The organism is Mesorhizobium sp. M0621, assembly GCF_040320745.1.
Lineage (GTDB): Bacteria > Pseudomonadota > Alphaproteobacteria > Rhizobiales > Rhizobiaceae > Mesorhizobium.
The window spans coordinates 114601-140677 of the sequence record NZ_JAMYQF010000007.1 but is presented as its reverse complement, the minus strand read 5'-3'; the positions used below and the strand labels follow the sequence as shown (position 1 = coordinate 140677).

Here is a 26077-nt window from a genome sequence, read left to right as displayed (position 1 = left end):
CTCCTAGCTGTCGAAGAAGACCGTTTCCTTCTCCCCCTGGAGATGGACATCGAAGATGTAGGTATCGCCCTTGCGCTCGGCGATCAGCGTCGGCACGCGGATGCGGTGCTCGATGCGTGCCAGGATCGCATCCCCGGCATTGGCCTTTTCCTCGTCGGAAAAATACAGCCGTGTGTGCAGGCCGAGATTGATGCCACGGGCGACGATCCAGAGTGTGATGTGCGGCGCCATCAGGCTGCCATCCCTGAACGGCACCCGGCCCGGCTTGATCGTCTCGAACGTGCACAGGCCGGTGTCCATGTCGGTCGGGCAACGGCCCCAGCCGAAGAAATTCGGATCGGCAGCACCGCGCAGTTCGGCCGGTGAATTGTAGAGCCCGTCCGCATCCGCTTGCCAGATCTCGATCAGCGCGTCCTTGAGCGGCGTACCGGTGCCGTCGAGCACCCGGATGCGCAGGCCGATGCGTTCGCCCTTGGTCTTGTCGTTGACCATGGTGGCGCCAAGATCGGTCGGGTAGACGCCGCCGATGCCGCAGAAATTGGGAGTCAGTCCGATGTGGACGTAAGGTCCCGCGGTCTGCGAGGGGCTTTCCCTAAGCCGGTCGAGCGATTGGGCCATCAATTGCCCTCCAGCCTGTTTTCGAACAGCGACGAGCGGCGCCCGCGCAACACGATGTCGAACTTGTAGGCGCGCGCGTCGAAGGGGATCGTCGCTTGCATGTCGAGCGCGGCGATCAGCGTCTCGACGGCTGCCTTGTCGGGGATGCCGCGCGCAATCGGGCACTGCCAGATCAGGGGATCGCCCTCGAAATACATCTGCGTGATCAGCCGCTGGGCAAAGCCATGGCCGAACACCGAGAAATGAATGTGCGAGGGGCGCCAGTCGTTCGGCCCGTTCGGCCAGGGATAGGGACCAGGCTTGACGGTACGAAAGGCATAGCCGCCATCCTCGCCCGACATGGCGCGGCCGCATCCGCCGAAATTCGGATCGAGCGGCGCCAGATAGCCGTCCTTCTTATGGCGATAGCGGCCGCCGGCATTGGCCTGCCAGAATTCGAGCAGCGCGCCGGGCACGCCAACGCCGCGTTCGTCGAGCACCCGCCCATAGACGATGATGCGCTCGCCGAGCGCACTTTCGCCGGGCCTGGCGAAATTGTGGATCAGGTCGGCGTCGAGTTCGCCGAGCATAGCGTGGCCAAAGACAGGGCCTGCTATTTCCGACAGTGTGTTGTCGAAAGCGAGCGGCGCCTTCTGCGGCGAGCGCAGCACGGAGGTCTTGTAGTTCGGCGTCAGCGCCGGCGGATGCCAGGTCCGGTCGCGCTGAAAGAAGGCGCCGGTCTCGGGCCTCCGGTTCGAGCCGGACTCAGCGGGCATTCTTGGCTCCGTCCATTTCCGAAAACACGTCCTTGGCGATCTTGAAGGCACGGTTAGCGGCTGGCACCCCGGCATAGATGGCGACATGCAGGAACGCCTCGCAGATATCGTCGCGCGAAGCACCGGTGTTGACGGTGGCGCGCACATGCATGGCCACCTCCTCATCATGGCCGAGTGCGGCCAGCAGCGCCAGAGTGACGATCGAACGTTCGCGCTTGGTGAAGCCCGGCCGTGCCCACACGGTACCCCAGGCGGCCTCGGTGATCAGTTCCTGGAAAGGCTGGTCGAAATCGGTGGCGGCGACCTCGGCCCGGTCGACATGCCGGTCGCCGAGCACGGAGCGCCGCACTGCGAGGCCGGTGCGATATCTGGCTGCATCGCTGGGGACTTCATCCATGGGTTTCGGCTCCAAGGGCAAGCGATGCGATAAAATCGCGGATCAGGGCGACCAGCGCCTCTGGCTGTTCGACGCAAGGAATGTGCCCGGCGTCGCGGATGATTTCGAAGCGCGCGCCGGGGATCAGCTCGGCCAGGGAGCGGACGAGATCGGGAGGCGTCGAGCCATCCTGATCGCCGGCGACGCAGAGCGTCGGCACCGCGATGTGGCGTGCAGCATCGGTGAAATCCGCATCGCGAATCGCCACGCACGTCCCGATGTAGCCTGCAGGCGCTTGCCTGGTCATCATGTTCCAATAACCGTCCAGCTCGGCCAGACGCGCCGCGTGGAAGGCGGGGGTGAACCACACTTTGAGCACGCCATCCGCAACGGCCTGGATGCCCTTGCTTTCGACCGTCGCGATGCGTGTGTTCCAGCTGTCTGTCGTGCCGATCTTGTGGGCCGTGTCGCAAAGGATCAGGCCTTCGACCATTTCTGGGCGCCTGCGATAGAAGCCTTGTGCGATCAGGCCGCCGACCGACAGGCCGCACAGCACGACCTTGCTCAACCCGAAATGATCGATGAGCGCCGAGAGATCGTCGACATGATCGTCGATCGACCTGATGTCGCCGATATCGGACAGCCCATGGCCGCGCTTGTCATAGACCAGCAGCGGCATTTCACCATCGAGCGCCGTGACAATTTCGTCCCAGATCCGGAAGTCGGTGCCCAGCGAATTGATGAATATGATCGGGCGCCCATTGCCGGCCGCCTTGATGTGGCGATGGTGCAACGTGATGCCGCCGATGGTGACGAATGGCACGATTTCGATCCTCCATCCCCACATTGCACAAGGCATTTGGTTCGGTAAAATGATATTTTGCGCCATTTCATTAACTCAGGGGTTATCAAATCCATGTCCGTAGGCCGCATTCGGTTCCGCCACCTACAAGCATTCCTGGAAGTTGCGCGGCAGGGGAGCGTGGCGCGGGCGGCCGACTTGCTGCATGTCAGCCCGCCGGCGGTGACCAAGACATTGCGCGAACTGGAAGAGGCGCTGGGTGTGGCGGTGGTCGAACGCGACGGCCGCGGCATCAGGCTGACGCGCATCGGCGAAATCTTCCTGCGCCATGCCGGCACGGCAATCACGGCGCTGAAGCAAGGCGTTGATTCCGTCCGCCAGGACGGGGCGGTCAACCGGCACTCGATCCGTATCGGCGCGTTGCCGACAGTGTCGGCGCGGGTCATGCCGCTCGCTATGAGCCTGTTCCTCAGGGAGGGCACCGGTGCTGCGATCAAGATCGTTACCGGCGAGAACGCGGTGCTGCTCGAACAATTGCGCACCGGCGCGCTCGATCTCGTCGTCGGACGGCTGGCGGCGCCGGAGAACATGACCGGCTTCTTCTTCGAGCACCTCTATTCTGAACCGGTGCTGTTCGTGTTGCGGGCGGGACATCCGCTGCTCAACCCGGGACAGGATGTGTTCGCACGGCTCGACGAATTCCCGATGCTGATGCCAACACGGGAATCGGTCATCCGTCCCTTCGTCGACCGCCTGTTCATCACCAACGGCATGACCGCGCCGGCAACCGAGATCGAAACCGTCTCGGATTCCTTCGGCCGCGCCTTCCTGCGGCAGAGCAATGCCGTCTGGATCATTTCGGCCGGCGTCGTTGCCAACGAACTCAGCAGCGGTGCCTTCGTCGCCTTGCCGGTCAACACTGACGAAACCAAGGGGCCGGTCGGCCTGACGATGCGCACCGACACCGCGCCCTCGCCGGCCTTCTCCATCCTGCTGCAGACCATCCGCGAGGCGGCACGACAAGGCAGCTGACGCCTGAGACCGTCCGAACTGAAAGCGGCCTCGATTGCGGAATTTCCTAACCCATGGGTTAATAAAACACCGCAAAATATCATTTTACCGAACCAAACCGCTGGTGCACTGTGACGATGGAGGACCACAAAGGGAGGAACAAGATGACGCACGCACTCGGCAGCAGATCCATTATTCCAGGCATTTCGCGGCGCCAGTTCATCGCCGCCTCGATCGCCGGCGGTGCAGCGCTCACGCTTGGCGGCCGCAGCGCCTTTGCCCAGGCCGGCGACACGCTCAAGGTCGGCTTCGTCAGCCCGCGCACCGGGCCGCTCGCCGGCTTCGGCCAGACCGACGGCTACGTGCTCGACCTGGCCCGCAAGGCTTTGGCCGGCGGCCTCGATATCGGCGGCAAGAAATACAGCGTCGTGATCCTCGAGCAGGATACACAATCGGATCCCTCCCGCGCGGGCCAGCTGGCCAAGGACCTGATCAACAACCAGGCCATCGACCTGATGCTGGCGGTGTCGACGCCAGAGGTGATCAATCCGGTCGCCGATGCCTGCGAGGCCGCCGGCGTGCCGTGCCTGTCGACGGTCATGCCGTGGGAAGCCTGGTATTTCGGCCGTGGCGCCAAGCCCGATGCGCCCTCGCCGTTCAAATGGACCTATCATTTCGGCTTCGGCGTCGGCGAGTTCTTCAAGGCCTATATCTCGCAATGGAACCTGATCGAGACCAACAAGAAGGTCGCCGTCATGTATCCGAACGATGCCGACGGCAATGCCATCCGCGCCCATTTGGCACCGCTGCTGGCCAAGCAAGGTTTCACCATTGTCGATCCCGGCGCCTATGAGACCGGCACCACCGACTATTCCTCGCAGATCGCCCTGTTCAAGCAGGAAGGCGTCGAAATCTTCAACTCATTCCCGATCCCGCCGGATTTCGCCGCCTTCTGGCGCCAGGCGGCACAGCAAGGCCTGATCAAGCAGATCAAGATCTGCCAGGTCGCCAAGACCGGACTGTTCCCGTCCGACATCGAGGCACTCGGCGATCTCGGCATGAAGATTTCGAGCGCCGCTTATTGGCACAAGGCCTTCCCCTACAAGTCGCCGCTGACCGGCGTTTCGGGCATCGAGCTGGCTGACGGCTACGAGGCGGCGAGCGGCAAGCAGTGGACGCAGCAGCTCGGCGCCTCGATGTCGCTGCTCGACGCCGGCTTCGAAGCGCTGAAGGCAAGCACCGACGCCAAGGACAAGGCGGCGGTGGCCAAGGCGTTGAGCACGCTCAAGACAGAGACAATGGTCGGCAAGGTCGACTTCACCAGCGGCCCCGTGGCCAATGTCTCGCCCGGCCCGATCATCGGCACGCAATGGGTCGCCGCCAAGGAAGGAGCCAAGTTCCCGCTCGATTATGTCGTGACCGAAAACGCCACGGACCCGAACGTGCCCGTCGAAGCCAAGCTTCTGCCTTACAACGGCTGATGGACCGCTGACGAGGATCACCTGGTGACCCATCCGCAACAACAGGCGATCCTCGCTGCCGCCGGTATCCACAAACGCTTCGGCGCGCTTGTGGTGCTGGATTCGGTCAACTTCACCATGGAAGCCGACGAGGCGGTCGGCATTGTCGGCCCGAACGGCGCCGGCAAGACCACGCTGCTCAGCGTGCTGGCCGGGGCTTTTCCACCAAGCTCAGGCACGGTCAGCTTCAAGGACAGCGACGTGACGCCGCTGACGGCGACGCAGCGCTGCCGGCTCGGTCTGGTGCGCACGCACCAGGTGCCCAAGCCGTTCAGCGGCATGACCACCTTCGAGAATGTCTTCGTCGCCGCCTCGCATGGCGCCGGCCTTGGCCGCGACGAGGCCTATGAGGAAGCGCTCGGCTCGCTGAAACTGTGCGGCATGCTCGGTGTCGCCAACCGGCGCGCCGAAACGCTCGGCCTGCTCGACCGCAAGCGGCTGGAACTGGCGCGCGCGCTGGCGGCCAGACCGACGCTGCTGCTGCTGGACGAGATCGGCGGCGGACTGACCGACGGCGAGGCAGGCGAGTTGGTCGACACGATCAAGGAATTGCGCCGGCGCAAGATCGGCATCGTCTGGATAGAACACATCGTCCACATTCTCCTGCAGGTGGCAGAGCGGCTGATCTGCATGGACGCCGGCAGGATCATTGCCGATGGCGATCCGCAAACGGTGATGGCCGACCCCGAGGTCGTGCGCGCCTATCTCGGCGGAGGCCCGAAATGAGCCTGCTTTCGGTCGAGAACCTGGTTGTCCGGCACGGCCTGCTGCAAGCGGTGCGCGGCGTCAGCTTCACGATCGAACACGGCGAAACGCTGGCACTGGTCGGCGCCAACGGCGCCGGCAAGACGACACTGCTGAGGGCAATCGCCGGAGCGCATCAGCCGGCGGCCGGCCGCGTGCTGCTCAGCGGCGCCGATCTCACCGATGTGCCGTCGCACAGACGTGTCGGCATGGGCATCGCGCTGGTGCCGGAGGGGCGAAAACTGTTCGTGCAGATGACGGTCGAGGAAAACCTTCTGCTGGGCAGGACCGCCGTCCGGCCGGGCGACTGGAGCGTCGACAAGGTGCTGGAGATGTTCCCCAATCTGAAGCCACGCCGCCATGCCAAGACGGGCCACCTCTCTGGCGGCGAACAGCAGGCGACGGCGATCGGCCGCGCGCTGATGAGCAATCCGGACGTGCTATTGCTCGACGAGGTCTCGCTTGGCCTGTCGCCGCTGATCGTCGACCGCGTCTATGCAGCACTTCAAGGTCTGATTGCCTCAGGCACCACGATCATCCTCGTCGAACAAGACCTCAACCGCGCGCTCGCGGTATCCAACCGGGTCATCTGCATGCTCGAAGGGCGTGTCGCGCTCGAAGGGGCGAGCAAGGCGGTTTCGCGCGAAGAGGTGACGAAAGCCTATTTCGGCCTGCACCGGAAAAGCCTCGGGAGCGTTCCGGTATGAGCAACCAGATCATCCAGGGCATTCTTCTGGGCGGCTATTATGCGCTGATTGCCTGCGGACTGTCGTTCATGTTTTCGGTGATGCGCATCATCAACCTCGCCCATGGCAGCCTTGCCGTGTTCGCCGCCTTTGCGCTGTGGTGGCTCGCCTCGCGGTACCATGTCTCGCCATTTCTGGGCCTGCTCATCGTGCTGCCGCTGATGGCGGCGATCGGCTGGGCGTTGCAGCGCTTCCTGCTCGAACGCAGTGCGCGCGGCGGTGCGCTGCTGCCCATCCTGACGACGTTTGGCCTCGCCATAGTCATCGACAATCTGCTGTTCGAGCAATTCGGCGCCGACACCCGCTCGCTGGCGCCCTATATCGGCAGCCTGTCCTACGATTCCTGGGAATGGCCAGGCAGCATCTATGTCGGCAAGCTCGCCGTGATCATGTTCGCCAGTGCAGTGATCCTGCTGGGCGGGCTGCAATTGTTTCTCACCCGCACAAGGCTTGGCCGCTCGATTCGCGCTACTTCGGAGGACCCCGACACTGCCGGCCTGGTCGGTGTCGATGCACGCCGGGCCAATGCGATCGCCTCGTCCATCGCCATGGTCACGGTCGGCCTTGCCGGCGCGTTCCTCGGCATGCGCGCCACCTTTGATCCCTATGCCGGCACGCCGCAACTGCTGTTCGCCTTCGAAGCGGCGGTGATCGGCGGCGCCGGTTCGTTGTGGGGCACGCTGATCGGCGGCATCGTGCTGGCGCTCGCGCAGACACTGGGCGCGCAAGTGCATCCGCAAGGTTTTCTGATCGGCGGCCATGTCGCGTTCCTGATCGTGTTGTTCATTCGGCTCTCCACTTCGGGCCTCGGCCTGCGCGGCCTGCTGCGCTTGCGCACGAGGAAGCCAACATGAGCACCGTTTCGACATCCCCCGTCATCGAGCGCGGCACGGCGACGTCGCGCATCGCCGCGATTGCGGTGGCCATCATCATCGCGTTGCTGGCGATCGCGCCGCACTTCCTGTCGGCCGGCGCGGTCGACCGCATGACGGCTTTGTTCATCTATGTGATACTGGCGGCGATGTGGAACGCGCTGGCCGGCTTCGGCGGCCTGGTCTCGGTCGGCCAGCAGGTGTTCTTCGGGCTCGGCGCCTATTTCGCCATCCGGCTGGCCGATGCCGGCCTCAACCCGTTCCTCGCGCTCTTCGCCTCTGGAATTGTCGTCGGCGCGGTCTCCTGGCCGCTCTCGCTGTTCATGCTGCGGCTGAGGAACGGCGAGTTCGCCATCGGCATGTGGGTGATCGCAGCGCTGACGCATCTTCTGGTCAATCTCGATCGGCTGGTGCAAGGCGAAACCGGCACATCGCTGATCTCGCTCAACGTCTACGACGCCGGCACCAGGCGATCGACCATCTACTGGCTGGCGCTGGCCTCGATGACCGCTTTGCTCGCCATCCTGTTTGGCCTGCTGCGTGGCAGCACCGGCGCCGCCATCCGCGCGATCCGCGACAATGAGGATGCGGCCGCCTCGGTCGGCGTGCGTGTCACCGGCACCAAGCGACTGCTGTTCGTACTTGCCGCCTTCGGCATCGGCATTGCCGGCGCGCTGTGGCTGGCGACCTCGATCACCTTCCAGCCCAAGACCTACTTCAACGTGCAGTGGACCGCTTACATGATCTTCATGGTGCTGGTCGGCGGCATCGGCACTTTCGAGGGCGCCATCCTAGGCGCACTAGTGTTCTTCCTCATCGAGACGTGGCTCGGCGGCACCGGCGTCTGGTATCTGGTCGGGCTCGGCGCCACCGCCGTGCTGTTCTCGCTTTTCCTGCCACGCGGCCTTTGGGGGACGATCGAGGAGCGTTTTGGGCTTCGCCTGCTGCCGGTCGGCTATCGCGTAAGGCTTCCGGCGAACATCGCCGACGGCGGTACCGCGCCTTCGCCACAGCAAGCCGCAACATATCGGGAGAAGGCATGACCATGCTTTTCGGCAAGACGATCCTCATCACCGGTGTTGCCTCCGGCATCGGCGCGCGCACGGCGGAACTTGCCGGCCAGCTTGGCGCCGACGTGATCGGCGTCGATGTGCGTGAGCCGACCGCTCCGGTCGGCAGCTTCGTCAAGGCCGACATTTCGTCGAAAGCCGGCGTCGACGAGCTGATCGCCCGCCTGCCGCAGCGCATCGATGCGCTCTGCAATGTCGCCGGCCTCTCCGGCAACACCGGTGCGGCATCGACGCTGGCCGTCAACTTTTTCGGGCTGCGGGCTCTGTCGGAAGGCATCGCGCCAAGGCTTCGCGAGGGCGGCGCCATCGTCAACGTCGCCTCGATCGCCGGCTACGGCTGGCGCGCCAATCTCAACCGCGCCGCGTCCATGGTAGGCATCGAGGGTTTTCCGGATGTCGCCAAGGTGGTCGAAGACCATGCTGTCAAGAACGAGGAAGGCTATCCGGTTTCCAAGGAACTGCTCTTGCTGTGGACTTTCCGCGCCGCGCATCAGGATCTGTTCAAACACCGTGGCATCCGCATCAATGCGGTGAGCCCGGGGCCTGTCGAAACGCCGATCCTGAAGCAGTTCCGCAGCGTGCTCGGTGACGCCCGTGTCGACAGCGACATTGCAAGGGTCGGGCGCGCCGGCACATCGGGCGATATCGCCCCAGTGGTGCTGTTCCTGTGCTCGGACGGAGCGCGCTGGGTCAACGGCGTCAATGTGCCGGTCGATGGCGGCCTCGAAGCATCGATCAATGCCGAAGTGCTCGGCTTCTAAACCTCAATCAACAGCTCCAATCGGAGCAGTGGAGACTACAATGGATATCGGACTTCTGATCGACGGTGGCGAACGGGCAGCCTCGGGTGCTGCGTCCTACGAGCGCATGGACCCGTTCACCGGCAAACTGGCGACGCGTGCCGCGGCAGCGAGCATTGCCGATGCCAATGCCGCGGTCGAAGCCGCCGCCGCCGCCTTTCCGGCGTGGTCGAAGGCCGGGCCCGGCGAGCGCCGCGCCTTGCTGTCGAAGGCTGCTGACGTCATGGCCTCCAAGGTCGGCGAGTTCACCCGGCTGATGATGGAAGAGACGGGAGCGACCGGTCCCTGGGCTGGATTCAACGTCATGTTGGCGGCCAACATGCTGCGTGAGGCGGCGGCGATGACGACGCAGATCTCGGGCGAGATCATTCCGTCCGACAAGCCGGGCACGCTGGCCATGGCGATCCGCCAGCCCGCCGGCGTGTGCCTCGGCATCGCGCCGTGGAACGCACCGGTCATTCTCGGCACCCGCGCCATCGCGATGCCGATCGCCTGCGGCAACACCGTGGTGCTGAAAGCCTCGGAAATGTGCCCCGGCACGCACCGGCTGATCGGCCAAGTGCTGGTCGAGGCTGGGTTGCCCAAAGGCGTCATCAATGTCGTCACAAACGATCCAAAGGACGCGGCAGCCATTGTCGAAGCATTGGTCGGACACCCTGCAGTCAAGCGCGTCAACTTCACCGGCTCGACCAAGGTCGGCAGGATCATCGCCGAACTCGCCGGCCGGCATCTGAAGCCGGCGCTGCTCGAACTCGGCGGCAAGGCACCACTGCTGGTGCTGGACGATGCCGACATCGACGCGGCGGTCAGCGCGGCCACCTTCGGCGCCTTTATGCATCAGGGCCAGATCTGTATGTCAACCGAGCGTCTGATCGTCGATGAGAAAGTCGCCGATGAATTCGTTTCCAAGCTGGCTGCCCGCGCCTCACAACTGCCGGCGGGCGATCCGCGCGGCCATGTCGTGCTGGGCTCGCTGATCAGCAGCCAGGCCGCCGACAAGATGGAGGAGCTGGTCGCCGATGCTGTCGCCAAGGGCGCCAGGCTGATGGCGGGGGGCAAGCGCACCGGCACCGTGGTCGAAGCGACTTTGCTCGACCACGTCACGCCGGCGATGCGCGTCTACGCCGAAGAATCCTTCGGACCGGTCAAGCCGGTGATCCGGGTGAAGGGTGAGGACGAGGCGGTGCGCGTCGCCAACGACACCGAATACGGTCTCTCCTCGGCGGTGTTCAGCCGCGACCTCAAACGCGCCATGGCGGTTGCCGCGCGCATCGAAGCCGGCATCTGCCACATCAACGGGCCGACCGTCGGCGACGAGGCGCAGATGCCGTTCGGCGGCGTCAAGGGCTCGGGCTATGGCCGCTTCGGCGGCAAGGCCTCGATCGCCGAGTTCACCGATTTGCGCTGGGTGACGATCGAAGATCCGGGCCAGCACTACCCGTTCTGATCCGGCCTCGCATTGGGCCGTTCGACATAGGCGATCAGATCGCCTGCGAAGGCGTGAAGCGAACGCTTGCGGATCGCATCTGGCCGGGTGCCAGCACGATGCAGCCGGTGTCGATGCCTGCGTCACCCCTGCGGTTGAATGCATCGGTGATGTTGCTGACCGGCTCGGCACAAAAGAACGGCTCGCCCGGTGGCGTGTAGAGGACGAGGAAATCGAGTGGCGCCTCGGCCTCGATGTCCAGCTGACGCCCATGCTCCGGCCAGGCGATCCGCACACGACGAGCCCATCCGGTGAAGACCGTATCGAAGTCCGTCTCTGACACGTCGAAGCCCGTGGTCGGATTGGCACCGGCTGGCGGCAGGACGTGCCGTGTGGGCAGGATTTCCGCATCGGTTTCCCACATGCCGGACACCCGCGCCTGAACATGCGTCCACGGCGTCGACGGAAAATAGGGATGGAGGCCGAAACCGGCCGGCATCGGGCTGTCCGAGAGGTTGCGCAGCGAGATGGCAACAACCAGCCTGCCGTCGATCAACGAGATCGCTTGCTCGGCTTCATAGCTCCACGGCCAGGAATCGGCGAGGTGGCGATAGCGCAAGACGGCAATGCCTGCTTCGTGCCGCACGACCGTCCATGGCCGACACCAGCCGTGGCCATGCTCATGATGCGGATCATCGGAACTGGTCGGCAGTTCGACGGTGCGGCCGGAGAATGCGAAGCGGCCGTCCCTTATGCGATTGGAGTAGGGGACCAGCGGGAAGCAGGCCATAGCGCCGGCGTCGCGGCTGTTGATTGCCGCCTGATCTGTGGGGCGCAGCCAATCCACCACGGAGCCGTTTTGCCGCCAGCGATACGACGCCAGCGCGCCGCCTGCAGCCGGGGCAATCTCTACAGTCGCAATGCCATCGCTGATCGAGACCAGCTCTTGATGCTGCTCGGCAACGGCAGCGGAATTCTTTGTCATCGGCACTCCCCATCCCTTGACTCCAATTGCCACGCCTATAAGACATATCATATGAATAGTATGAAGAATAAGAAGTCTTTCAGCACGGCGCGCACGTCAAGGGTTGCGGTGGCGGTTTCCAGCGGCTCGACGGCGCTGCATGCGACGGTCGTCGAGCAGATCGGGCTGCGCATCGTGCAGGGCGACTTCCTGCCCGGCGAGGCACTGCCCAATGCCGACGATTCCAGCGAGATGCTGGGGGTCAGCCGCACCGTGCTGCGCGAGGCGATCAAGGTGCTGGCCGGCAAGGGGCTGGTCGAATCGCGGCCGAAGACCGGCACAAGGGTGCGCCCCCGCTCCGACTGGAATTTCCTCGATCCGGATGTTCTGTCGTGGCGCTACGCCAGCGGTGTCAGCGCCGACGATGTCCGGGCGCTGTTCGAATTGCGCCGGGCCATCGAGCCGATGTCGGCCGCGCTCGCCGCCAGGCGCGCCACACCGGCGCAGATTGCCGAGATCAATGCCGCGCTGGCCGAAATGGAAGCGGTTGTCGACGACGGCGATCGCTTCGCCAAGCCTGACCTTTTGTTCCACCAGACAATCCTGCGCATGACCGGCAATGAGCTGATCGGCTCGCTGGCGGCACTGGTCGAAACCGCACTGGTGATGAGCTTTCGCCTCTCCAACGACAATCCGGAAGGGCAGCGCCACTCTTTGCCGCTGCACCGCGAAGTGGCCGAAAAGATTGCATCCGGCGACGCGGCAGGCGCGCAAAAGGCGCTGCTGGTGCTCATCGACAATGCCGAGGAAGACGTGCGCCGCAGCGTCGAGAACCGCAACAAGCGCCGCCAGGATCGGGAACAGACATCGTGACCGACACCAAACGCAAGCTGCGGTCTGAGGCCTGGTTCGGCGGCGAAGGCAAGAACGCCTTCATGCACCGCAGCTGGATGAAGAACCAGGGCATCCCCGCCGACGCTTTCGACGGCCGCCCGGTGATCGGCATCTGCAACACTTGGTCGGAACTGACCCCGTGCAACGCCCATCTGCGGGCGCTGGCCGACCACGTCAAACGCGGCGTCTATGAAGCCGGCGGCCTGCCGCTCGAATTCCCGGTGATGTCGCTGGGCGAGAGCAACATGCGCCCCACCGCCATGCTGTTTCGCAATCTGGTCAGCATGGATGTCGAAGAGTCCATCCGCGGCAATCCGATCGACGGCGTCATCCTGCTGGTCGGCTGCGACAAGACCACGCCGGCACTGCTGATGGGTGCCGCATCGTGCAATCTGCCGACCATCGCGGTTTCCGGCGGGCCGATGCTCAACGGCAAGTTCCGTGGACAGGATATCGGCTCGGGCACCCATGTCTGGAAATTCGCCGAGGAAGTGAAGGCCGGCCGCATGCCGGTTGCCGACTTCCTCGCCGCGGAGCAGGGACAAAGCCGGTCGGCGGGCAGTTGCATGACGATGGGCACGGCTTCGACCATGGCCAGCATGGTCGAAGCGCTCGGCATCGGCATGCCGGACAATGCCGCGATCCCGGCGGTGGACTCGCGCCGTGGCGTGCTCGCCCAGATGGCTGGCCGCCAGATCGTCGATCTGGTTCGCAGGGACGTGACGATCGCGCAGATCCTCACCAGGCAAGCCTTCGAGAATGCCATTCGCGTCAACGGGGCGATCGGCGGCTCGACCAACGCGGTGCTGCATCTGATCGCCATCGCCAACCGGATCGGTGTCGACCTCAGTCTCGAGGATTGGGACCGACTTGGCCGTGACGTTCCAACCATTGTCGATCTGATGCCGTCGGGCCGATTCCTGATGGAAGATTTCTACTATGCCGGGGGGCTAGCTGCGGTCATGGCGTCGCTTGATGAAGTGGGGCTTCTTCATCGCGACGCCATGACCGTCAGCGCCAAGACCATCGGTGAATTGATCGACGGCGCGCCCAACTACAACAGCGAGGTGATCCGGCCGCTGAGTCAGCCGCTGACCAAGGAGGGTGGCATCTCCATCCTGCGCGGCAATCTGGCGCCTGACGGGGCGGTAATCAAACCGTCCGCGGCGACGCCGGAGCTGATGCAGCATCGCGGCAAGGCGGTGGTATTCGAGAACATCGAACATTACTACGCCCGCATCGACGATCCGGAGCTGGATATCGACGCCTCCTCGGTGATGGTGTTGAAGAACTGCGGGCCGCGCGGATATCCCGGAATGGCCGAGGTCGGCAACATGCCGCTGCCGGCCAAACTGCTCAAGCAGGGCGTCTCCGACATGGTGCGCATTTCAGACGCGCGCATGAGCGGCACGGCCTACGGCACCGTGGTGCTGCATGTAGCGCCGGAAGCAGCAGCCGGCGGCGCGCTGGCGCTGGTGCGCAACGGTGACCTCATCGAGCTCGATGTCGCCGGCCGCCGGCTGGAACTCTTGGTATCGGATGAGGAACTCGCAATCCGTCGGCGTGACTGGCAGCCGCCGGCGCCGCCGGAAGGCGGCTACCAGAGCCTCTATGTCGAGCGGGTGCTGCAGGCCGACAAGGGCTGCGATTTCGACTTTCTCGTCGGCAGGCGCGATGCCGGCATTCCTCGGCATTCGCACTAGAGAGGCGCGCCATGACGGATGAAATCGGCAGCTACGCCATCTACCCAAGCCTCAAGGGCCGAAGTGTCTTCATAACCGGCGGCGGCAGCGGCATCGGCGAAAGCCTGGTGCGCCATTTTTGCGCGCAAGGCAGCCGTGTCGCCTTTGTCGATCTGGCCGAGGAACCGTCCCAACGCCTGGTCGACGCGATCGCGGCCGAGGGACATCCCGCACCGCTGTTCATTCCCTGCGACTTGCGCAACGTCGAAGAGTTGCAGGCAGCCACTGTGCAGGCGATGCAGCACAACGGCCCCATCCAGGCACTGTGCAACAATGCCGGCAATGACGACCGTCACCGGACCAAGGACGTGACACCAGCCTATTGGGACGACCGCATGGCGGTCAATCTGCGCCACCAGTTCTTCGCCGCGCAGGCGGTGCGCCCACAGATGAACACGCTGGGCAGCGGCTCGATCATCAATTTCGGCTCCATCACCTGGATGGTTGGCGATCCCGATTGCCCAGCCTATGTCACCGCCAAAGCCGCTGTTTACGGCATGACCCGGGCGCTGGCCCGCGAACTCGGCCACGAGCGCATCCGCGTCAACTGCATGGTGCCGGGCTGGGTGATGACAGAGCGCCAGATGCGGCTGTGGCTGGACCCGGCCGGCGAACGGCAGATCGCTGAAAGGCAATGCCTGCCCGACCGGCTGCAACCCTCCGATATCGCGCGCATGGCGCTGTTCCTCGCCGCCGACGACAGCCGCATGTGCACAAGCCAGCAGTTCATAGTCGATGCGGGCTGGGTGTGACCCGTACGGCTTCAAAGGAAGAAGGTTAGTTCATGCGTCTTGTACAGTTCAGAATGGCCGACGGCAGCAGACGGGTTGGCCGTGTCTCGGATGACGGCAATCACCTGCATCCGCTCGACAAAACCAGCAGCGTGCTGGAACTGGCCGAAGCGGCAATCGCCCAGGTCACGTCGATCGCAGCGCTGGTCGAGAAGCGGACCGGCACAACGACAATCGACTACGACCAGCTGTTGCGCGACGGCCGCGTGCTGGCCCCGGTCGACCATCCGGAACCGGCACGCCTCCTGGTCACCGGCACGGGCCTGACCCATACCGGAAGTGCCGCTGCACGCGACAAGATGCATGTGCTGACCCATGGCGAGGATGCCGAGGAATCGGATTCACTGAAGATCTTCCGCATGGGCCTGAAAGGCGGCAAACCCGTCGCCGGGCAGATCGGAATCCAGCCCGAATGGTTCTTCAAGGGCGTCGGCACCTGTGTCGTGCCGCCCGGTGCGCCGCTGCCGATGCCGGCCTTCGCGCGCGCCGGCGCCGAAGAGGCTGAGATCGTCGGCCTCTATTTCAATGGGCCGGATGGCCGCCCTTACCGCATCGGTTACGCGCTCGGCAACGAATATTCCGACCATGTGACGGAAGCCGAGAACTACCTCTATCTCGCCCATTCCAAGCTGCGCTCCTGCTCGATCGGCCCGGAGCTGCTGATCGGCGACCTGCCCGACGAAGTGCGCGGTCATTCCCGCATCCTGCGCGACGGCACCGTCATCTGGGAGCGGGAGTTCCTGTCGGGCGAGGCGCACATGTCGCACTCGATCGCCAATCTCGAACACTACCATTTCCGCTACCCGATGCACCGCAGGGCGGGCGACCTGCATGCCTATTTCTTCGGCGCGGCGGTGATGAGCTACGCCTCCGGCGTCAAGACGGCTTCCGGCGACGAATATGAAATCCAGGCACAGACATTCGGCAAGCCACTGCGCAACCGGATGGTGTCGGTGCCGGACGAGGGACTGGTCGCCGTCACCCAGCTGTGACGGCGAAAGTCCGGAAACTGCGGTCCATAGAATGACAATGGGAGATTGAAAATGGGACTGAAAAAACTGTTTCTGAGAATGGCGACGATCGGGCTCGGCATCGGCCTGATGACATCGGCGGCGCTCGCCGCGAACCTGCGGGTTCTGGCCTGGGACGGCTACGCCGATGCCGACTGGGTCAAGGACTTCACCGCTGCGACCGGCATCGGCGCCGATGTCGTTTTCATCGGCAGCGACGACGAGATCTGGGCCAAGATCAAGGGCAGCGAAGGCCAGGACTTCGACGTTTTCGCCGTCAACACCGCCCAGCTGCAGCGCTACATCAAGGCCGATCTGGTGTCACCGATCGACGTCACCAAGCTCGCCAACCAGAAAGAGGTGCTGCCGCGCTTCCGCGATCTGACCGCGGTGAGCGGCGTCACCAAGGACGGGAAGGTCTACGGCATTCCGTTCTGCTTCGACTCCATCGGCCTGATCTACGACACGGACAAGGTCAAGCCGGCGCCGACCTCGATGTCGGTTCTGTGGGACCCGGCCTACAAGGGCAAGGTGCTGGCGTACGACAATGGCGAGCACAATTTCTCGTTCACCGCACTAACGCTCGGCTACAAGGATCCATTCAACCTCGACGAAGAGCAGATGGCGGCGGTCAAGGCCAAGCTGGTCGAACTCAAGCGCAACGTGCTGAGCTTCTACACCACCGCCGACGAGGCGCAGCAGATCTACCAGAACAATGACGTCGCCCTGATCTGGGCCAATTACGGCCAGCAGCAGGTCAAGGCGCTGCAGAAGATCGGCGCCCATGTCGCCTACGTCAATCCAAGCGAGGGCGCGCTCGCCTGGCTCGACAACTGGGTCATTTCCAAGGGCGTCCGCGACAATGCGGCGGCCGAGAAATGGATTGATTTCATGCTGAGCAAGAAGGTCAGCGGCGAGCTTTCCGAGCGCACCGGCTTCGGCAACACGGTGACGGAAACCGGCAGCGCCGGCGGCAACGACAAGCTGGTCTGGCTCAACAATGTCGAGGACCCGCTCAAGCGTTCGGACCTGTGGAACGAGGTCAAGGCGACGCCCTGATATTGCCGTATCCTGCCTTCGAAGGACCCGGCGGTCCGGAGGTTCCGGACCGCCGAAGCGTATGCGAGAGTATTTCATGAACCAGAACGCCGACCTCTTGACGCTGCGGTCCGTCTCGAAATCCTACGGCACGGTCCCCGTGCTGCACGACATCGACCTGTCAATCCGGGATGGTGAGTTCCTCACCGTGCTTGGGCCTTCGGGCTCCGGCAAGACCACGGTCCTGCGGCTGATCGGTGGGTTGGAGCCGCTGACATCGGGCGAGATCCACCTGGATGGGCAAGACATCAGCCGCATGCCGATCAACCGGCGGCCGTTCAACACCGTGTTTCAGGACTATGCGCTGTTTCCGCATCTGACCGTTTCCGGCAATGTCGGCTACGGGCTTTCGGTCCGCCATATCCAGCGCAAGGAAATCGCGCGCCGTGTCGCGGAGGCGCTCGACCTGGTTCAGCTCGGGCGTTTCGCCGACCGCTTTCCCGCGCAGCTCTCCGGCGGACAACGCCAGCGCGTCGCACTCGCCCGTGCGCTGATCTGCCAGCCGCGCCTGATCCTGCTCGACGAGCCGCTGGCGGCACTCGACCTCGAACTGCGCCGGCAGATGCAGGTCTTCCTGAAATCCATCCAGCGCGAAATCAAGACCACCTTCCTGTTCGTCACCCACGACCAGGAAGAAGCCATCGGCATGGCCGATCGGATCTGTGTCATGGAGGCCGGCCATATCCGTCAGCTCGGCACGCCGCACGACCTTTACTACAAGCCGAATTGCGAGTTCGTCGCGCGCTTCTTCGGCGAGAACAATCTGGTGGCCGGGAAACTCGAACCGGTGCAGGGCGAGCTGCGATCGATCGAGACGGCGCTTGGGCGCCTGGTTTGTTCGATCGGTGACCAGCCGCATTTGAAAGCCGCAACGGATGGCGCCAGCGCCTACGCTGTCTTCCGTCCCGAAGCCTTGCATCTTGCGGATGCAAGGGACACCGATAACCGCTTTTCCGGCACGATCTCCGACATGGCCTTCGCCGGCTCGTCGACCGTCGCCACCATCACGGCCGGCGCCGACAATGCCACGCAACGTTTGCGGCTACGTGTGCCGAGCCGGGTCGGCGGCAGCGCGCTCAAATCCGGCGAGACGGTGTCGCTTTCGTTTGCGCCGCATGAAGGCCATCTGGTGCTGGCATGAGCGAAGCCGGCTCGACACTGCCTGCGGAAAGACGGCTGTCGCTGCTGGTGATGGTGCTCGCGTTTGCCTTGCCGGTGGTCTTCGTCCTGGTGCCGCTGGTAATCTTCCTCGGCTACAGTTTCTTCAGCGTCGATCAGGGCACGATCGTATACGGGGTATCGCTGGGCAACTATGTCAGGTTCTTCACCGATCCGGTCTTTCTGCCGGTGTTCTGGAACACCATCGTGCTGTGCGTCTCGGTGGCCATCATCTGCATTCTGCTTGCCTATCCCGCCGCCTATTTCCTGACGACGCTGCAAGGGCGCTGGCGCTATGCCTTGCTGATGCTGCTGCTGGTGCCGTTGCTGATGAGCTACGTCATCAAGATCTATGCGATCCGCAGCATCCTCGGCCTCAACGGCTTTCTCAACAAGGCGCTGGTGGCGGTCGGCATCCTGCAGCAGCCGTCGACGCTTTTCGTGTTCAACATGAACGCCATCCTGCTGACGCTGACCCTGCTCTTGATCCCCTTTGCTATCCTGCCGATCTTCCTGTCGCTGGAGCGGATACCGCAGGTGCTGCTGCGTGCCTCCGACGATCTCGGGGCGAGCGGCTGGCAGACATTCCTGCGCATCACCTTGCCGCTCAGCCTGCCCGGCGTGGCCTCGGCGGCGAGTTTCGTCTTCGTGCTGGCGATCGGCGATTTCCTGACGCCGCAAATGGTCGGCGGGATCAGCGGCTTCACCTTCGGCCGCATTCTCTACAGCCAGTTCGGCACGGCCTATAACTGGCCGTTCGGCGCCGCACTATCGGTGGCGCTGGCGGTCGTGGTGATCGCGGCAATCCTCGTTGGCGAACGCTTCGGGCGAAATCGAGGGACTTCGGTATGACCACCCTGCCCCGGTTGTCCACCGTCCTTCTGGCCGCGATCACGACGCTGGTTGCCGTGCTGCTCTACAGCCCGCTGTTCGTGCCGATCGTGTCGTCGTTTTTCACCATTGCGCGTGGCAATGTCGACTGGTCGTCGCCGACCTTCGCGACCTATGTCGCGCTGGCCGAAAATCACGACATATTGGTCGCCTTGCGTACCACGCTGATCGTCGGTGTGTGCACCGTCATCCTCTCGGTGGTCATCGGAACGCTGCTGGCGCTCTACTATCACGGCCGCCGCTCCGGGCGGTCGATCCTGCAGTTCATAATCTTCCTGCCGTTCCTGATGCCGCCCATCATCAGCGGTCTGGCGCTGCTGATCTTCTTCCGCGAAATCGGCCTCGAACGCTCGCTGCTGACGATCGTCATCGGGCATACGGTTTTCGTGCTGGCGATCGTCTACCGCACAGTGCTGATGCGGCTGCAGTCGATGAGCCGCACGCTGGTCGAAGCCTCCTACGATCTCGGCGCCACGGGCTGGCAGACGTTCTGGCGCATCATCCTGCCGAACCTGTCGAGCGCGATGGTCGGCGGCGCGATCCTGGCCTTCGCGCTGTCGTTCGACGAGACGATGATCACCATCCTGGTCACCGGCACCCAGAGCACATTGCCGGTCAGGCTGTGGGCGATGATGCGGCTTGGCTTCTCACCCGACATCAATGCGCTGGTGGCGCTGATCCTGATGTTCACCGTGCTGCTCTGCGTGCTTGCCGCTCGCTTTCTCATCCCCAGGCAAGTCGCGACGGAACGGACTTGAATTACAGGGCAATCGTCATCGGGAGAAGGCGGTTGGGTTGAGGTCGAAGACCCGTCCCGGATTGAGGATGTTTCTGGGGTCGAATGCGGCCTTCAGCCGCCGCATCGTGGCGATTTCGGCGTCACTGCGGACCAGATGCAGCCACTTCTTCTTGTCGAGGCCGATACCATGTTCGGCCGAAACGCCGCCGCCGGCCGCCGCCACGCCGCGATAGACTATGTCGTATGCCGCCGCCGGATCGACCGTGCGAACCTGGCAGTGCAGATTGCCGTCGCCGAGATGGCCGAAGACATAGATGTCGGCGCCGGGGTCGACGGCATGGATGGCGGCGTCCGCCGCTTGCAGGAACGCTCCCATGCGCGCGAGCGGAATGCTGACGTCGACGCCGATCAGACCCTTGATCGAAAACAGGATGCGATTGGCGTCTTCGCGCACGTCCCAAAGGGCTCGGAATTCGCGCGACGACTGCGAGACGACGACATCGTCGATGACGCCGTCCTCGACCGCTTGCATCAGCACTTCGGCGAAGCGCTCGCCGTCGCGCTCGGGCTCGCTGCCCTGTATCTCGGCCAGCACATAAACAGGCGAGCCCGCGGGCAGCGGCGCGCGCATGGCCATGCTGGCGACCATGACGTCATAGAGCGGTGCGAAGTTGACCTCATAGGCGGACAGCAGTGGGCCGAGCTTTTGCCGCAGCAGCCCAAGCAGCGCGATCGCCGCATCGAGCGAGGAGAGCGCGCAGAAGGCGTTCACCTCGGACGCGGGCTTCGGATGCAGCCTGAGCGCGGCGCGGGTGACAACACCGAGAGTTCCTTCCGTGCCGATGAAGAGCTGGCTGAGGTCGTAGCCGGAATTGTCCTTGGGCAGGCCCTTGAGCGAAGTCAGCACGCTGCCATCAGCAAGGACGGCTTCCAGCCCCAGAACCTGCGCCCGGTACATGCCATAGCGCAGCACGCGGATGCCGCCGGCATTGGTGGCGACATTGCCGCCGATAGTGGCCGAACCGCGTGCGCCGATATCGACGCCGAACATCAGCCCCGCACCGTCGGCTGCCTCCTGCACCGCCTGCAGCGTCGCGCCCGCTTCGGCAACGATGCTGACAGCCTGTCGATCCAGAACTGCGAGGCCGGTCATGCGCTCCAGCGACAGCACCACCTCACCCGGCTGCACACGCGCGGCGCCTGCCAGGCTGGTGCGTCCGCCCTGCACCACAACCGGCTGGCCGAGATCGTTACATGCGGCGAGTACCGCCGCGACGCCCTCGGTGTCGCGCGGGCGCAGCACCGCTTCGGGAAGCGCGCCGAGCTTACTGTCGGGATCGTCGCGATAGCGCTGGTCCACATCCGCGCCGGCGAGCACGCCGCCCGCACCCAGCCGGTTGTCGAGAGCGGATAGAAGTCGTTGGATTTCAGGCGACATCAGCCAATCCTATTCTGGATCGCCTGCCGGTCAAACGCTTGTTCGTGCAAACGACATCGTCCGCGTGACCCCTGTATGCGGATGGGCCGATCGCCCCGCATCGATCGCGCTGTGATCGATGCCGGGCGACAAGTTCTTACTGAAGTTTCGCCTGCAGGGCGTTGACGTCGTCGGTGGTCATTTCCCCGTCGGTCGTCACCTTGCCGTCGACGATCTTCCACAGCCGGAACGGGCCGGTGATGTCGCCATATTTGTCGAAGGCGACCGGGCCGATGACGCCTTCGTAGCGGATCGGCTTGCCGTCCTTGATCAGGCCGAGCGCCTTGGCGAACTCCTCCTTGCCGGCAAAGATCGGCGTGCCAGCGGGATCGACCGCCTTGTACATCGCGTCCTTGATCTTGGCCGGATCCTCCGAGCCGGCAATGGCGATGGCCAAGCCAACGATGGCGCCGGCATCATAGGAACGGTCGGCCGCCGGATTGGACGGTTCGATGCCGGAGAATTCCTTGTAGTTCTTGGTGAAATACTCCGTCGAGGCCGTCGGGCTGGTGCCGGACGAGGTGCCATAGGCTTCCTTCAGATAATCGGCGCCGACGGACTCGATGAAGTCCGGGCTGTTCATGCCGTCATTGAGCAGGAATTTCTGCACGCCGCCCTGCGAAATCCAGGTGCGGGCGACCGTTGCGCCGTCGACCGGCGTGCTAACGAGATAGAGGCCGTCCGGCTCGCCGGCCATTGCCGCCGTGACTTCCGAGGCATAGCTCGACTGCTTCTCGTTGTAAGGCGTGTCGGAGACGATGGTGCCGCCGAGCGCTTTGTAGGCGCGCGAGAATTCGGCCACCATGTTGACGCCAAAGTCGTTGTTGACATGGATGATCGACAATTTCTTGAAGCCCTTGTCGACGGCATATTTGGCCGCGGCTACGCCCTGCAGCGCATCCGAGGTGATGGTGCGGAAGAAGATACCATTGGTCTTGCCGTCGCGCCCGAGCGCCGTCAGCGTCGGCGAGGACGACGCCGGCGAGACCTGGACGATCTTGGCCGGTGCTGTGACCGACGTCAGGATCGGGATCGACACCGACGAGATGATGCCGCCGATGATGACCGGCACCTTCTTCACCTGCACGAGCTGGGTGGCGGCGTCGACCGCGATGTTGCCCTGGCTCTGGCTGTCGCGCGTATCGGTCGCCAGATCGCAGCCGCGCACGCCGCCGGCTTCGTTGATGTCGCGGAAGGCCATCTCGACCGACTTGGCGCCGGCCTGACCGTATTCGCCGGCCGGGCCGGTCAGTTCCATGACGAGGCCGACGGTGATCTTGCAATCTGCGGCCTGTGCCGCACCCGCCATCGTCACGAGAGCAAGTGCTGTGGTGAGTTGGAGTATCGTCTTTGTCATTGTTGTTCCCCTTTCGTTACTCAACTGTATTTGATCTCTGGAGCCTGTTCAGCGTTCCGGCACCTGCAGCCAGGTTTCATGCAGATGCCGCCATTCGACGCCGTTGGGCGCCGATGAACTGGTGGTGAAAACGGCGCTCGACTGGCGGCGGCTGTGCTTGCCGCCGCGCAGTTGCGCTTCGACGTAAAGGACGACGATGGTATCGGCGTCCTGCCAGCCGGGCCGGATGTCCTCGATCGAAATGGCAAAACCGTCGTCGCAAGAGGCGCGGCTTGAACGGACATGATCGACGACCGCCTTGCGATCGAGCACCTGACCGTCCGGCGCCACCATGCTGAAGTCCTCGCCGATGGCGCGTTCGAAGCGGCCGAAGTCTGCCATGTTGGCTCGCGCGGCAACGAACCAGTCGACGAAGAAGCGATGCAGGTCGATAACCGCGGCGCTGGCGCGTGAAAACAGGGAGCGCTCGCCGCTCATTTCTTCCCCGCATTGAGGTTGTAGTGCATGATCGAGCCGTGACGGCCGTGACGGTCGCGCTCCAGCGTGTAGACGTCACCCTCGAGGCCGGTGCCTTGCGCGATGACGGCTGCAATCCGCGTCCGGTCCCCGGCATCGAGCGAAACGTCCATGATCTTCGCATTGGCCAGCGCATGCGCCTGGTTGCGGGCGCCGACGATGACGGCCGCCACTTGTGGCTGCTCGAGCACCCAGGCGCTGGCGACGGTGGCGACATCAACGCCGTGGCGGTCGCCAACGGCCTTCAGCGCCTGAAGCAGCTCCTGGAACAGGTCCCAGCCGCCGAAATCATCGATGATCAGCTTGTATTTGACCAGCGAGCGGTTTTCGAGCGGGGTGGCGGGTTCGGCCACGCCGAGCCATTTATCGCTGAGGAAACCGCCGGCGACTGAGCCGTAGCAGAGGAAGCTGACGCCGTTCTGTTTTGCCAGTGTGGCAAGGCTGTTGCCGGGCCGCTGGTCGAGCACCGAATATTGCAGCTGCTGGCTGACAAGCGGAATGCCGGCCGCCAGGATTTCCGCGAGCCTTGGCGTGTCGAAATTGGTGGTGCCGAGATTGCGGACCTTGCCTTCCAGCCGAAGCTCGTCGAGCCAGCCCATCGCCTCGACATAACGAGGCTGCGCATAGTCCCACCAATGGAACTGCACGAGATCGAGCCGCTCGGTCTTCAGCCGCCGCAGCGATTGGTCGACGATGCCCCTGACATAGTCGCGGCTGATGCTGGCCAGCCGTTCAAGGTCGGGCACCAGCTTGGTGTGCACCTTCATCCGGGCCGCGACATCGAGGCCGCGCTCGCTGGCAAGCCGCAGGCGCGCGGCGCCGATGAGTTCCTCGACACCGGTGTAGATGTCGGCGCAATCATAGGTCCAGATGCCGGCATCGAAAGTGGCGATCAGGTCGGCCACCGCTTGGCTGCGGTCGATGGCGCCGTGGCCGCCGGCCAGCTGCCAGCTGCCGCGAATGACACGCGAGATGGTGTAGCCGGGTCCGAGTTCGAAGGTCTTGGCGGTCATGTCAGGTCATTCTCCTTCGGCAGCGGCACGGCCGTCGTCTCGGCATGGCTGAACCGCCGCTTGGCCACCCTGACGATCCGGAGCCGGCTGGCGCAATTGGGATCGGGACAAGCGATCTCGGCGTCCGAGGTCATCCAGTCGTTCGGGTGGGTCGGGCGCTGCTTCGCCGCCAGCAGCGGCAAGACGGCGGAGATCGAATAAATCGAAAACCCCTGCCCTGCCGGCATCGACAGCATCTCGCCCTTGAGCTCGAAATAGTCGCCGGCCTTGGCGCCGCAATAGATCGGTTTTCCCTCGGGGATGACCGCCTCGACGCGAAGATCGAAGAGCTCGAAACTGTCGTCAGCCATTTCAGGCCTCCACCAGGCTGAAGGTGACGTCGCAGGCACCGTTGCGCCGGATCACCCCACATGCGGCGGCGAACTGATCACGCTCTTCGGCGCGCACTTGCGCCACAACGCTGCCGGCGAGCCAGCCGATCGGGAACAAGAGCCGCGCGCCCTGCCCGTAGTAGAGGCCGATGTCGAAGATCGCATTGGGATTGCCGCCCCACATGCGCGGCGGCACGAAGGACAGCACGATGTCGCCCGGCTGCGGCGTCAACGTCGCGTTCTCGGCCGGCAATGGCCTGGCATAGGTCTGGCCCTCGAGATCGGCTGATGGAACCGGACAGGAGATTTCCGGCCCTGTCCACATCGCATGGATGCCCGGGACGACGCGTGGCATGCCGAGATAGGCCAAGAGGAAGGCAGCGTTTTCCGGTGCCTTCTCGGGCAGCAACAACGCCGTGACGGAAAGCTGCGAGCGCGGCTCGGTGATGTTGATGGAGGTCATGTCTGGTCTTTCGCGGCGGCGGCCTGCAGCTTGCTGCGCAGGAAGGTGAAGGGGCGGCTGATGTCGGCGACCAGCGACTCGCGCGCCGCCTGCGCATCCTGCGTGGCCAGCGCCGTAACGATGCGGCGGTGATACTGGGCGGTGTCGACCTCGCCGGCCTCCGAGAAGGCGTAGATGGCGACACGAATGCAGGGGCCCGATTGCAGCCAAAGGCTCTCGATCATCGGGATCAGCACGGCCGATCCACAGGAGCGGTAGATCTCGAAGTGAAAGCTCTGGTTGAGCGTCACCTCGCGATCGACGTCCTTCTTGTGTTTCAGCGCCCGCATCTCGTCCCACTCGCCGAGAATGGTTTCGATGGTCGCGATCTGGCGCGGCCCCATGCGGGCGGCGGCCAGCGCGATCGCCTCGCCCTCGATCAGGATGCGGGCTCGCAAGAGATCGTCGAGGCGTTCCAGAGTGATCGGCGGCACGCGCACCGAACGGTTGGGCAGCGCCTCCAGCGCCTTTTCCGTGATCAGCCGGCCGAGCGCCTCGCGCACCGGCATGGTCGAGGTGACCAGCGCATCGGCCAGGCCACGGATGGTCAGCACCTGACTTGGTTCGAACAGACCGCCGATCAAGGCGCGGCGCAATTCGGAATAGACACGATCCTGCACCGTTTCGCGGCCGACCGGCGCAAGCTGGGCCGCGATCGCCTCGTTGTTCTTTTCGATGGCAGCCTTCTGCATGGAATTCCGTTCTTGGCCGGTTTTCGGCTTGCGGATGAAATTAAACCCGAATAGCGTGATCAAAGCAAGTGTGATCACAAATCATAATCAGGAGACGGCAACGATCGTCTTCGGCCAGAGGG

General features: G+C 64.0%; 28 protein-coding genes. 16 read left to right on the top strand and 12 right to left on the bottom strand.

Annotated elements, in window-relative coordinates; all coding sequences use genetic code 11:
* Positions 1 to 3: 3 nt before the first annotated feature.
* The 4 genes from pcaG to pcaD are packed head-to-tail and all read right to left on the bottom strand — an operon-like array spanning position 4 to position 2572.
* Positions 4 to 618: a protocatechuate 3,4-dioxygenase subunit alpha gene (pcaG, locus tag NKI38_RS07560; protein WP_352656083.1), complete on the bottom strand. Its 615-nt coding sequence runs from the start codon at positions 616 to 618 to the stop codon at positions 4 to 6.
* Complete coding sequence (gene pcaH / locus NKI38_RS07555) at positions 618 to 1373, bottom strand: protocatechuate 3,4-dioxygenase subunit beta (RefSeq protein ID WP_352656082.1); 756 nt, start codon at positions 1371 to 1373, stop codon at positions 618 to 620. Before pcaH ends, pcaG begins: the two co-directional genes overlap by 1 nt.
* The gene (pcaC, locus tag NKI38_RS07550; protein WP_352656080.1) at positions 1363 to 1770 is read right to left on the bottom strand and encodes a 4-carboxymuconolactone decarboxylase; all 408 of its coding nucleotides are present in this window, start codon (positions 1768 to 1770) and stop codon (positions 1363 to 1365) included. The genes pcaH and pcaC overlap by 11 nt, the downstream gene beginning before the upstream one ends.
* Positions 1763 to 2572, bottom strand: a complete 810-nt coding sequence (gene pcaD, locus NKI38_RS07545; RefSeq protein ID WP_352656078.1) for a 3-oxoadipate enol-lactonase — start codon at positions 2570 to 2572, stop codon at positions 1763 to 1765. The genes pcaC and pcaD overlap by 8 nt, the downstream gene beginning before the upstream one ends.
* A gap of 93 nt (positions 2573 to 2665) precedes the next feature.
* Here pcaD and pcaQ point away from each other — a divergent pair, with 93 nt between their 5' ends.
* The 8 genes from pcaQ (at position 2666) to NKI38_RS07505 (ending at position 10761) form a co-directional block, all read left to right on the top strand.
* Positions 2666 to 3583: a pca operon transcription factor PcaQ gene (gene pcaQ / locus NKI38_RS07540; RefSeq protein WP_352656076.1), complete on the top strand. Its 918-nt coding sequence runs from the start codon at positions 2666 to 2668 to the stop codon at positions 3581 to 3583.
* A 143-nt stretch (positions 3584 to 3726) separates the two neighbouring features.
* Entirely contained in the window at positions 3727 to 5043 is a 1317-nt protein-coding gene (locus tag NKI38_RS07535) for an ABC transporter substrate-binding protein (protein ID WP_352656074.1), read from the top strand.
* Positions 5044 to 5064: 21 nt separating this feature from the next.
* Positions 5065 to 5808: an ABC transporter ATP-binding protein gene (locus NKI38_RS07530; protein WP_352656151.1), complete on the top strand. Its 744-nt coding sequence runs from the start codon at positions 5065 to 5067 to the stop codon at positions 5806 to 5808.
* Positions 5805 to 6533, top strand: coding sequence for an ABC transporter ATP-binding protein (locus NKI38_RS07525; protein ID WP_352656072.1), 729 nt, complete (start codon positions 5805 to 5807; stop codon positions 6531 to 6533). Before NKI38_RS07530 ends, NKI38_RS07525 begins: the two co-directional genes overlap by 4 nt.
* Positions 6530 to 7426, top strand: a complete 897-nt coding sequence (locus tag NKI38_RS07520; RefSeq protein WP_352656070.1) for a branched-chain amino acid ABC transporter permease — start codon at positions 6530 to 6532, stop codon at positions 7424 to 7426. Before NKI38_RS07525 ends, NKI38_RS07520 begins: the two co-directional genes overlap by 4 nt.
* Positions 7423 to 8487 carry a branched-chain amino acid ABC transporter permease gene (locus tag NKI38_RS07515; RefSeq protein WP_352656068.1) on the top strand — a complete coding sequence of 355 codons (1065 nt, stop codon included), beginning with the start codon at positions 7423 to 7425 and terminating at the stop codon, positions 8485 to 8487. Before NKI38_RS07520 ends, NKI38_RS07515 begins: the two co-directional genes overlap by 4 nt.
* Positions 8488 to 8489: 2 nt before the next feature.
* The gene (locus NKI38_RS07510; protein WP_352656149.1) at positions 8490 to 9275 is read left to right on the top strand and encodes a coniferyl-alcohol dehydrogenase; all 786 of its coding nucleotides are present in this window, start codon (positions 8490 to 8492) and stop codon (positions 9273 to 9275) included.
* Positions 9276 to 9315: 40 nt separating this feature from the next.
* Complete coding sequence (locus tag NKI38_RS07505; protein WP_352656067.1) at positions 9316 to 10761, top strand: aldehyde dehydrogenase; 1446 nt, start codon at positions 9316 to 9318, stop codon at positions 10759 to 10761.
* A gap of 34 nt (positions 10762 to 10795) precedes the next feature.
* Here NKI38_RS07505 and NKI38_RS07500 read toward each other — a convergent pair whose 3' ends face one another.
* A complete protein-coding gene (locus NKI38_RS07500; RefSeq protein ID WP_352656065.1) occupies positions 10796 to 11725 on the bottom strand; it encodes an aldose 1-epimerase in 930 nt (309 codons plus the stop codon).
* Between the two features lie 60 nt (positions 11726 to 11785).
* On the opposite strand from NKI38_RS07500, the gene NKI38_RS07495 reads away from it, so the two are divergent.
* The 8 genes from NKI38_RS07495 to NKI38_RS07460 all read left to right on the top strand — a co-directional run bounded on the left by NKI38_RS07495 (position 11786) and on the right by NKI38_RS07460 (position 20046).
* Entirely contained in the window at positions 11786 to 12577 is a 792-nt protein-coding gene (locus NKI38_RS07495; protein WP_352656064.1) for a FadR/GntR family transcriptional regulator, read from the top strand.
* Positions 12574 to 14301: an IlvD/Edd family dehydratase gene (locus NKI38_RS07490; protein ID WP_352656062.1), complete on the top strand. Its 1728-nt coding sequence runs from the start codon at positions 12574 to 12576 to the stop codon at positions 14299 to 14301. Before NKI38_RS07495 ends, NKI38_RS07490 begins: the two co-directional genes overlap by 4 nt.
* Before the next feature lie 11 nt (positions 14302 to 14312).
* Positions 14313 to 15092, top strand: a complete 780-nt coding sequence (locus tag NKI38_RS07485; RefSeq protein ID WP_352656060.1) for an SDR family NAD(P)-dependent oxidoreductase — start codon at positions 14313 to 14315, stop codon at positions 15090 to 15092.
* 32 nt (positions 15093 to 15124) lie between these two features.
* Positions 15125 to 16123 carry an AraD1 family protein gene (araD1, locus tag NKI38_RS07480; RefSeq protein WP_352656058.1) on the top strand — a complete coding sequence of 333 codons (999 nt, stop codon included), beginning with the start codon at positions 15125 to 15127 and terminating at the stop codon, positions 16121 to 16123.
* Positions 16124 to 16174: 51 nt separating this feature from the next.
* Positions 16175 to 17200 carry an ABC transporter substrate-binding protein gene (locus NKI38_RS07475; RefSeq protein WP_352656057.1) on the top strand — a complete coding sequence of 342 codons (1026 nt, stop codon included), beginning with the start codon at positions 16175 to 16177 and terminating at the stop codon, positions 17198 to 17200.
* A 76-nt stretch (positions 17201 to 17276) separates the two neighbouring features.
* Entirely contained in the window at positions 17277 to 18380 is a 1104-nt protein-coding gene (locus NKI38_RS07470; protein ID WP_352656055.1) for an ABC transporter ATP-binding protein, read from the top strand.
* Positions 18377 to 19249 carry an ABC transporter permease gene (locus NKI38_RS07465; RefSeq protein WP_352656053.1) on the top strand — a complete coding sequence of 291 codons (873 nt, stop codon included), beginning with the start codon at positions 18377 to 18379 and terminating at the stop codon, positions 19247 to 19249. The genes NKI38_RS07470 and NKI38_RS07465 overlap by 4 nt, the downstream gene beginning before the upstream one ends.
* Positions 19246 to 20046 (top strand): ABC transporter permease, encoded by an 801-nt coding sequence (locus NKI38_RS07460; RefSeq protein ID WP_352656051.1) that lies wholly within the window; start codon positions 19246 to 19248, stop codon positions 20044 to 20046. The genes NKI38_RS07465 and NKI38_RS07460 overlap by 4 nt, the downstream gene beginning before the upstream one ends.
* A 15-nt stretch (positions 20047 to 20061) precedes the next feature.
* Here the strand turns inward: NKI38_RS07460 and NKI38_RS07455 are convergent, their stop codons facing one another.
* From NKI38_RS07455 to NKI38_RS07425, 7 genes are all read right to left on the bottom strand, one after another.
* Positions 20062 to 21465 (bottom strand): FAD-binding oxidoreductase, encoded by a 1404-nt coding sequence (locus NKI38_RS07455; RefSeq protein WP_352656049.1) that lies wholly within the window; start codon positions 21463 to 21465, stop codon positions 20062 to 20064.
* Positions 21466 to 21601: 136 nt separating this feature from the next.
* Positions 21602 to 22861 carry an ABC transporter substrate-binding protein gene (locus NKI38_RS07450; protein WP_352656047.1) on the bottom strand — a complete coding sequence of 420 codons (1260 nt, stop codon included), beginning with the start codon at positions 22859 to 22861 and terminating at the stop codon, positions 21602 to 21604.
* Between the two features lie 48 nt (positions 22862 to 22909).
* Positions 22910 to 23338: a DUF4440 domain-containing protein gene (locus NKI38_RS07445; protein ID WP_352656045.1), complete on the bottom strand. Its 429-nt coding sequence runs from the start codon at positions 23336 to 23338 to the stop codon at positions 22910 to 22912.
* Positions 23335 to 24390, bottom strand: a complete 1056-nt coding sequence (locus tag NKI38_RS07440) for an aldo/keto reductase (RefSeq protein WP_352656043.1) — start codon at positions 24388 to 24390, stop codon at positions 23335 to 23337. Before NKI38_RS07440 ends, NKI38_RS07445 begins: the two co-directional genes overlap by 4 nt.
* The gene (locus NKI38_RS07435; protein ID WP_352656041.1) at positions 24387 to 24740 is read right to left on the bottom strand and encodes a TIGR04076 family protein; all 354 of its coding nucleotides are present in this window, start codon (positions 24738 to 24740) and stop codon (positions 24387 to 24389) included. Before NKI38_RS07435 ends, NKI38_RS07440 begins: the two co-directional genes overlap by 4 nt.
* A gap of 1 nt (position 24741) precedes the next feature.
* On the bottom strand, positions 24742 to 25224 hold the full coding sequence (locus NKI38_RS07430; protein WP_352656039.1) for a DUF3830 family protein: 483 nt from the start codon (positions 25222 to 25224) through the stop codon (positions 24742 to 24744).
* Positions 25221 to 25955, bottom strand: coding sequence for a GntR family transcriptional regulator (locus tag NKI38_RS07425; RefSeq protein WP_352656037.1), 735 nt, complete (start codon positions 25953 to 25955; stop codon positions 25221 to 25223). Before NKI38_RS07425 ends, NKI38_RS07430 begins: the two co-directional genes overlap by 4 nt.
* Positions 25956 to 26077: the final 122 nt, after the last annotated feature.